The organism is Parabacteroides sp. AM58-2XD (assembly GCF_003463685.1).
Taxonomy (GTDB): domain Bacteria; phylum Bacteroidota; class Bacteroidia; order Bacteroidales; family Tannerellaceae; genus Parabacteroides; species Parabacteroides segnis.
The window spans coordinates 21,041-28,199 of the sequence record NZ_QSDP01000086.1 but is presented as its reverse complement, the minus strand read 5'-3'; the positions used below and the strand labels follow the sequence as shown (position 1 = coordinate 28,199).

At 39.2% G+C, this 7,159-nt stretch carries 6 protein-coding genes and 1 pseudogene; 2 read left to right on the top strand and 5 right to left on the bottom strand.

Annotated elements, in window-relative coordinates:
* Positions 1–79 precede the first annotated feature (79 nt).
* Positions 80–376 carry a DUF1016 N-terminal domain-containing protein gene (locus DXA15_RS28080; RefSeq protein ID WP_368077572.1) on the bottom strand — a complete coding sequence of 99 codons (297 nt, stop codon included), beginning with the start codon at positions 374–376 and terminating at the stop codon, positions 80–82.
* Positions 377–918: 542 nt separating this feature from the next.
* On the opposite strand from DXA15_RS28080, the gene DXA15_RS18440 reads away from it, so the two are divergent.
* Together DXA15_RS18440 and DXA15_RS28075 are read left to right on the top strand one after the other, a co-directional pair.
* Positions 919–1,779, top strand: a complete 861-nt coding sequence (locus DXA15_RS18440) for a DUF2806 domain-containing protein (RefSeq protein ID WP_128134997.1) — start codon at positions 919–921, stop codon at positions 1,777–1,779.
* A gap of 247 nt (positions 1,780–2,026) precedes the next feature.
* Positions 2,027–3,067: pseudogene (locus DXA15_RS28075) on the top strand (YhcG family protein).
* Positions 3,068–3,196: 129 nt separating this feature from the next.
* Here the strand turns inward: DXA15_RS28075 and DXA15_RS18430 are convergent.
* The 4 genes from DXA15_RS18430 to DXA15_RS18415 form a co-directional block, all read right to left on the bottom strand.
* Entirely contained in the window at positions 3,197–3,688 is a 492-nt protein-coding gene (locus DXA15_RS18430; protein ID WP_128134996.1) for a hypothetical protein, read from the bottom strand.
* Positions 3,689–3,796: 108 nt separating this feature from the next.
* The gene (locus DXA15_RS18425) at positions 3,797–4,075 is read right to left on the bottom strand and encodes an HU family DNA-binding protein (protein ID WP_128134995.1); all 279 of its coding nucleotides are present in this window, start codon (positions 4,073–4,075) and stop codon (positions 3,797–3,799) included.
* Positions 4,076–4,144: 69 nt separating this feature from the next.
* Positions 4,145–5,608: a BACON domain-containing carbohydrate-binding protein gene (locus DXA15_RS18420; RefSeq protein WP_128134994.1), complete on the bottom strand. Its 1,464-nt coding sequence runs from the start codon at positions 5,606–5,608 to the stop codon at positions 4,145–4,147.
* Between the two features lie 43 nt (positions 5,609–5,651).
* Positions 5,652–7,130 (bottom strand): DUF4906 domain-containing protein, encoded by a 1,479-nt coding sequence (locus DXA15_RS18415; protein ID WP_128134993.1) that lies wholly within the window; start codon positions 7,128–7,130, stop codon positions 5,652–5,654.
* Positions 7,131–7,159 lie beyond the last annotated feature (29 nt).

Below are 7,159 nucleotides of genomic sequence, written 5' to 3'. Positions count from 1 at the left end.
TGACCTCAAAGGTATGATTTCAAATCGTCGCGCCTAAAAAGTAGTATCTAATAGACTATATTTCAATTATTTCAAAGAACTATTTATCCACTTTTACGGGACAGTAATGCTCAATAATGAAAATTATTCCGTCTATTCCGCTTTTATCTTTTGACGATAAGAGTCGCTGATAATATAATGTATTGATATTGCGCTCCAATTGGCGAACGCTCCATGACTGCTGGGTAGCTTCTTTTAGGTAGAAGCAATGTGCATTAGCATCATTCACCCTCATTATCAACCCATTGTAACTCCATGTCAATTTGCTACACATTATGTAGCAAATCTTTGGGTTGATAGATAAGGTAGAACTGTCTGAAGTTCCGCAAATTGCCATACGAGAATCCGAGAGTTGAAAACAAACACATTCTAATTGTACCAAGTTAGTTTCTAAATTATATCCCCTGAAAGCAGAAACTGACAAAACAGTGTAACTTACTGATTAAGTGATGCAATATACACTATATCACACTTCCTTGCCAAGTAGCAAAAAAGCAGAATATTGTGGTATTACGAAGACTTTCTGTTGCGAATCCGCTACCTGTTTAGTAGCAGGTTTCAAACAAAAAACTCCGCTTCTATAATATATAGGTCGTTTGAAGCAAAGTTTTAGTTAGTTACGCATTAGTAAATTCACTGTTTACTTATAATTATCCAAAAATATATCTTATATTTGGACTATAATAGACGTTGAGATGCAAAATAATCAGATAAAGAGGTACTAAACGAAAAGGGCATCAAGTAGACGTGGTTAGCAGAAAAACTCGGTAAGAACTTTAAACGCTTGCAACCGCAGCCAACTATCCCTACCAATGCTTCATAAGATAGCTGAGATTTTGCAGGTTGATATGAAAGAGCTAATTAAATAAATACAAAATAATGGAAGTTAATATTATTAAAACAGAAGGAAAGCCTCTGGAGAAACTTATCGAAACAGTGAGTTCTGCTATTGGGACATTGTATAAACCAACTCAAATAAGAAAAGAAGCGAAAGCGAATGCGGAAGCTTTAATAATACAAAAAGAAGCTGAAGCAAAAGGTATGATAATAATTGCCGATGCCGACGATGAAATTATTGAAAGAACAAAAAAACGCATAGCATTACAAGAAATAAATAGACAAATGAACATTGAAGATGTAGCGGATAGATCTATTAAATATTTATCAAAAAATGTTTCAGATACTCCTATTGATTTTGATTGGAAAAATAGATTCTTTAATAAAGTTCAGGATATTAATAGTGATGAGTTAAAAGAAATCTGGGCGAAAATATTGGGAAACGAGGTTTCTAATCCTGGTAATGTGAGTATTAGAGCATTAGAGTTATTGAGTAATTTGGATAAAAAAGAGGCTGAGCTTTTTGAAAAATTAGCATCGATGTCTGTTTTTAATCATTCAGTCCTAAAGGTAAACAATGAAAACTCATATGACCAATTTGGTATAACATTTTCAGATATGCTTGTTTTGGAAGCTGCGGGGTTGATTCATTCAAATGCATCATTAAATATTACATACCCAACTATTCCGCCTTTTAATATAGCTATAATACAGTTTGGAAATAAGATAATAAGTGTAAAAAAGGAAGGTGAAAATAAGATTGTATTTAATCAAACTAGCCTTACTCACGCAGCGGGAGAACTTATCAATATACTTAAATTCGAGCATAACTATAATTATTTATCATACTTTATTGAAGAGAAAAGTAAACAAGGATATGTTTTCCAATATATTAATCAATAAAAACGATTAGTAGGAGAGACTAATAAAGTTAGGTTTTATAAAGCATACTATTAAAATAGAGTTTATACTATAAGTAATGGAAAAAGAATATTATTCATGGTGTCTAGAGTTTCACAGTTGGTGAAAAATACAAGACTACTACGAAAGGTTCGGCTTGAATGCTATTATAGAGCTTGATGAAGAATGGTACGATGGCATTCCTCCTAAAATAAAAGAGCTAATAGACTGGTATAAAAAAGAATAAGTCATGACGAAAGAAATAGCGACAATAAACGATAGTGAGTACGCTCAAATACTGCAACGAGCTGTTGCAGAAATTCAGACTGCTCGCGCCACTATTGCCCGACAGGTAAACATGACTGTAAACTCTGCATATTGGAATATAGGTAAGTTGCTCTTTGAAAAAAATTTAGAAGGTGGATATGGTAGTGGTGTAGTTAATAGATTGTCTATTGACCTAAAAGAACAGTTTCCAGATATGGGGTTGTCGCCTCGTAATTTATGGTACATGAAACGGTATTATGAGCTTTATTATCAAGCTGATATAAAACTGCAACGCAGCGTTGCAGTTTTGCCTTGGGGGCATAAATATTACTTATAGATAAAGAACTCACGTTGGAGCAAATATTTTTTTATTCTCAAGAAGCAGTTCAAAAAGGATGGAAAAAAGATTTGTTGCTCAATGCCATAAAGATGAATACCTATGCCAACAGGCAAACGCAAATCAAAAGTAATAACTTTGATATTGCACTGCCCGAAGCGCAAGCAGATTATGCCAATGAGGTATTCAGGAGTTCTTATAATTTAGGGTTTCTTGGAATAGCAGAGCCCATCAAAGAATTAGAGTTGGAGAAACGGTTGGTCACCAAAATCAAGTCATTCATTTTGGAATTAGGTCGAGGGTTTACCTTTATGGGCAATCCAATATCGCTTGGAATATAACAACAAGGAGTATTTTGTAGATATGCTCTTCTTTCATCGGGGATTACGTTCGCTCGTAGCTATTGAACTAAAAATTGGAGGCTTCAAACCTGAATACATCGGCAAAATGAATATGTATCTTTCACTTCTCGATCGCTTAGAACGTGGTGAGAATGAAAACCAATCAATAGGTATTATCCTTTGTGCTGATAGAGACCATTTAGATGTAGAGATAGCTTTACAAGATGTGAACAAACCAATCGGGGTCGCTGAATATCAACTTCTGCTACCCAAAGAAGAGCTTCAAACGCTGCTTTTGAATGAAATAAAAGCCATAGAGGAAGAATCTACGTTTGAAGAGAACTAAGAACCATTAGATTATCCACCCTTGCTGACACAATCAGCCTCGAAACTCAAATTAGGTTTCGGGGCTTAACTTTGCTATTGAATCAGAAAATAAAATAATAACAAGATTTGGTAGAATTGAAAAATACTATTAATTCAAGTCCCCGCAATAATCCCCCACCCTCACCTTCCCCGCCAACACCAACACCTCCCCACTAGTAATCCCCCCTTTACTAATATGTCCGGCAAGCGTGCCGATCTTGCCGCAAATTTGGAAACAGATAAGAACAGACATTGATAAATGATTTATTGAAGTTTGTGCAGTACGCTCTACTACTTCCGTTAAATGGAGCATCCGGATAAACAAGACGGGAAACCGAAGGGGGCAACGGAGACAGGTCATCACTGTTTTTTCAATGATGAAATCAACGTATGACTGCCGATCATGGACGATTACTTCTTCAATAAACTTCTGGTGTTTTTTAGGCAAGGTTGACCATACGGTAAATGCAATTTTATAAATCTTTTCACGTAAATGGTTACGACCTTCCTTCGATATTTTATCAAGACTACGGTTAAACTCGTTCACTTCCGGTACTTTTCCATTTGGGAATAATGCTTCTAATTTGTTTTGTTTCTTCATGATGTATCTAATAGGCATTAATAAATAATTGAGGGAAATCTAAAATAAAAGCAGGGAGACACAAAGTCTATTTTTATATGGTCAACACTTGTGCCTCCCTTTTGTTCTCTATTTGGATAGGTTCAAATCTCTAAGCAAAAACTTCCCAGGTTTAAACTTCACACTCCTACGGGCCGGTATCTTACAGGAAATACCGGTACGGGGGTTGCGGCCTGTACGTTCAGCCTGTTCCCAGGCCTTGAAAGTGCCGAAACCCTGAAGTATTATTTCATCCTCTTTTACCCTCTCTGTCAGTATTGCCTGAAAAGTATTGATAAACTTACGGGATTGATTCTGCGAAATACCCATTTTCTCTGCTAATTCGTTTACTAAATCTGCTTTGTTCATAATATGTTATTTTAGATTCTTGATAAATTATATCTATGCTCTTACATTGTAACTTTACCTGGTATGATTTCAGAGGTTTCGGACACAGCGAATATATCGACCATTATAGGTTATTGGACCATAATCAAAACCACCATTGCCGAAATAAATCCTGCATCGACGAGTATTATCACCAGACCAAACTGTACTACTCCAGTAACCAAGAACACTCTCTTCAATGAATGGTTTAACATCAGAAACTGAATTTACGACTATATCTTTATTTACATATATAGCATATAACTCTATTTCTGTGGGAATACGCCACCCTGATAGATTTTCTTCATCCAGATTGGCGCAATACGTCTGCATATTTTCATAAGTTGCACCTTCCGCTTTTTGTCCTTTTTGAACCTGTATAGTATAAAAACCGGTCATTACCCCTTCATCATAACTACAACCATCCGGAAGTAGAATATTACCATCATAATTAAATGGAGGATATTGCGTTGTATTTCTACACGCTGCTTTATATCTGGCCAACAAATTCGGATCAATTGTTACAGAAACACCACCGGCTGCTTGATTAACCTTTACTGTTTTTGAATGATCACCATTGGTTACAGCAATAGTAAATGTTGCAGAACGGACACTCCCCGTATTTTCAGTTGCATTAAATGTTAAAATCAGCTCTGAACCGTTTGCGATAGAAGAGTCGATCGAGGGAGTGATACCGTTTATTCCGCCAGCCGGACTGACTGTCCAGGGTAGACCGTTGGTTCCCTTTACTTTTACATTACCAGAAGTCGCAGTCCTTTCTAAAGACAGTTCTGTTTCAGACACCGTAAATGTGGAGCCCGATTGTTTAACTGCCACTTTCTTTTCTATATTCCCTGCTGTCACTGTTATATCGCCCAAAATGTCTGTGCTATTGAGATTCACCTCGCTTGTTTTATATCCCAGATTCTGGTCATTTCCATTCGTAGTTTCCGGAATAGTACCGGTCAGGGTCAGCCAATCAGGCTTGGTAACAGAAAAAGATAATCCCGAAGTTCCTTTAAAAGAGAGTGTTCCGGCAGCGTCCTTTGTTGCAGCCAACGTTGTGGGACTGGCAGAAACTGTCAGTGCAGAGGCTTTCTGATTCACCTTAATTGTTCCGGTTGGTCCGCCGATTTCATCCCCGGCACGAACAACTATCTCGCCGCTTCGCGCAGAAGAAGAGGGATTGACAGCGATATTAAAAGTCACATTCTGTGCTTTTCCCGTTGTTTGAGAACCTGAGGTCGCACCAACCAATGTAATCCAGTCACCTTCCGTTACCTTTGCCACCCAGTCCAAGCCGGATGTAGCAACAAACGACGATGTTTGATTATTAGCTGCTTCCGGATTTACTTCCATGCTCGAACCTTCTACCTTGGAACCTACTTGCTTTACCACTATTTCCTCTTTCAAGCCAGTATAGCCTATCTCAGCTATCGATGCACCGGCACTCACTGTTATCTTTCCACTCCGTTCCGAAGCCAAGGGGTTACTGGCTATCGCTTTTATTTTCAATGCCTGCTCACTTCCGAATGCTTCATCTCCTGAAAAAGCCGGATTATCGTCTGCCCAACTCCACCAATCCTCCCCGCTTAAGGCAGCCAGCCATGGTAAACCTTTTGTAGTAGTAAAGGAAGAAGCCCCCTTCCGAACCCTCTGCCGCGCCTAAAGAGATAACATCACTCCCTTTAGACAAGGCGGATCCTTCCTGCGTAATGGTTATCTCCTGATTCTCTCCGTTCACATTTACAGAAAAAGTCACACTCCTGTCTTCGGCTTTCGGATTCGCAGACACCGACTGGAAAGTAACCATAGCAGGCCCCTGATGGCTTACTGTTACCCCAGTTCCGGCAGCCACACCTCCTATCATTGCCAACAACCATTCTTCCAAATCGAAAGACCACGCCTGCCCCGGACGGGCGGTGATCTGCACCTCTTTTATCCCCCCCTTCTCTGCCGGCATCTTTCCCGGATCGACCTCTATTGGCGGTATCTCATTTACCGTAATACGTTCATCGGAAATATCTATACCGACCAACGTCACCTTCATTACATAATGGTAGTTACGCTCGATATTGTAATTATTCATTCCATCACCCGGATAAAAACGGAATACAACATTGTTATATGTCACTCCCCCCTGCACAGCCGTACCCGTCAATTCGATATAAGTAGCATTTGTCACCCCCATACCGATCTTCTTTTTTTCTGAGTCGATTGCGTTCCCATCACTGACAATACCCGCCATATTCTCCGGTAGATACCAATACATGGTAGCACCGCCTCTATCCGCTATTCCGGTATAATCTGTATATGTCATACCTACCAACTGGTTTTCAGGCACATCAACCTGCATTTTCTGCGGAACCGAGTTCAATGTCACAGTATTAGGAGTAAAAGTAAACCCCTCTCCGGCGATCGAATAAGTAAACGATATCTTAGCCACCATACGGGATAAATTCACCCTGATATCCTTTACTCCCCCTTCTTGTACTATCCCGCTCCACATCCCTGTCATTCCACACAGATTACTTTGGGGTAATCCGGTTTCGGTCGAAACATACGTCAACAGCAACTTTTTCAAGGCAGTTTCGGTTGCTATCTCTCCCTGGTCACCCATATTAGTAACGAACCACACATGAGATTCTGAACCTTCTCTATCATGTTTCAATTTAATATTAAGTGTATTGCCTGTTAATGAAGAAATATATTTAGCATACAAAAGCTTACCGCCAACATATTGCCCCACCCAGACACTGGCAATCTTACTTTCCTGTGCCTCTTCCAGCGGAGTAGCTGCACGAGTACCGATCGAATCCGATTCCATAGTGCCATCGGCAGTAAACAGTATGCTGCGGGTTACCGGTATATGGTTTGCCAGGACATTCAGATTAAAACCGGCATCCACTTCTTTCAGCGTAGGCAAAGGAATATCATCATCCACGTCTGCCTGTGTACAACCGACTATCCAAAGTAAAACCAAACAGCCAAACAGGCGAATCCAATGTTTGTACCTTATTTCACTCATTTGTTTCATTATATCCTGTTTTATTCTATTGTCATTTT